This window comes from Micromonospora sp. NPDC005237 (assembly GCF_040607775.1).
Lineage (GTDB): Bacteria > Actinomycetota > Actinomycetes > Mycobacteriales > Micromonosporaceae > Micromonospora.
In genome coordinates this window covers 1-1,233 of the sequence record NZ_JBEXHJ010000034.1, presented here as the reverse complement: position 1 = coordinate 1,233, position 1,233 = coordinate 1, and the positions used below count along the sequence as shown (strand labels likewise).

Sequence of the window (1,233 nt, the reverse complement as noted above, 5' to 3'; positions counted from 1 at the left end):
GGTCAGTTGAAGCAGTCCTTGACGGTGCCGGCGCAGTTGGTGGGGTCGTTGTTGGTGATGGTCGACTTTTCGTCGAGGCGGACCTTGCCGTTGTTGTTGAGGATGCCGCCGGCGACTCGGTGTGTCTTGGAGGAGTCGGTGGCGGTGTTCTTGGTGACGCGGGTCTTGGTCAGGGTGACTGTGCCCTTGTTGTTGAAGATGCCGCCGCCGTTGAGGGCGGTGTTGGCCTTGATTTCGGTGTCCCGCAGGGTGAGGCGGGCGTTGTCGTCCTTGTTGTCCTTGTTGTCGGGCTCCTCGAAGCCTTCCTTGAGCTTGACGTCGGGGTCGCCGTTGAAGATGCCGCCGCCGAAGCGTCCGGCGGTGTTCTCGACGATCTCGCTGTCGGCGATGGTGGCGGTGGCTTCCTGCTCCTTTTGGTCCTTCTTGTCGTCGCTGGAGGAGGGGCCTTCCTTCTTCTTTTCTTCGCCGCCGGTGTTGACGATGCCGCCGCCGTCCTTGCTGGCGTGGTTCTTGGCGACGGTGACCTTCTCGAGGTCGAGGTTGGTGTTGCGGGCGTAGATGCCGCCGCCGCTTTCGCAGGCGGTGTTCTTCGTGATGCTCGACAGGACGATCTTGACGAAGCCGCTGGAGCTGAACACGCCGCCGCCGTTGCCGTTGGCCGTGTTGCCGTCGATGGAGGTCTTGAAGATCTCCACGCTGCCGGCCTCGTCGCGGCCCTGCACGCCTGGCCAGTAGTCGTTGTTCTTGTCCTTGTCCTTGCCGTGTTCTTCCTTCTTGCCGCGGCCGTTGGCGATGCCGCCGCCGTTGTCACCTGCGGTGTTGTTGGTGATGCGGGACTCGTGATCCCGCTCGTGGGAGAACTCGTTCTTGCCGTCGTTCTTGTCGTCGTTCTTGTCGTCGTTCTTGTCGTCGGCGGACCCGCCCTGGCCGTGGGAGGACCAGTCCTTGTCGTCGGAGGACCCCTTGACCTTGAGTACGCCGACGTTGAAGATGCCGCCGCCGTTCTCCCGGGCGTGGTTGTTCTCGACCTCGCTGTCGTCGAGGTCGACCCGGCCGAAGTTGGCGATGGCGCCGCCGTTGCCTTCGGCGTTGTTGCGGGTCAGTTCGACCTTCTCCAGGTGGGCGCTGCCGCCGCGCTCGACCAGCAGCGCACCGCCGTCGGCATCGCCGTCCTTCTTCATCGGCGGCGCGGGCTTCTCCGGGGCCGCCGAAGGAACGTCGGCAGCCTGCGGC

The 1,233-nt window shown here is 64.5% G+C and carries 1 pseudogene; it reads right to left on the bottom strand.

Features of this window, described 5'->3' with window-relative positions:
• Positions 1-2 precede the first annotated feature (2 nt).
• Positions 3-1,233, bottom strand: a pseudogene (locus ABZT87_RS31405) (hypothetical protein); the annotation flags it as partial.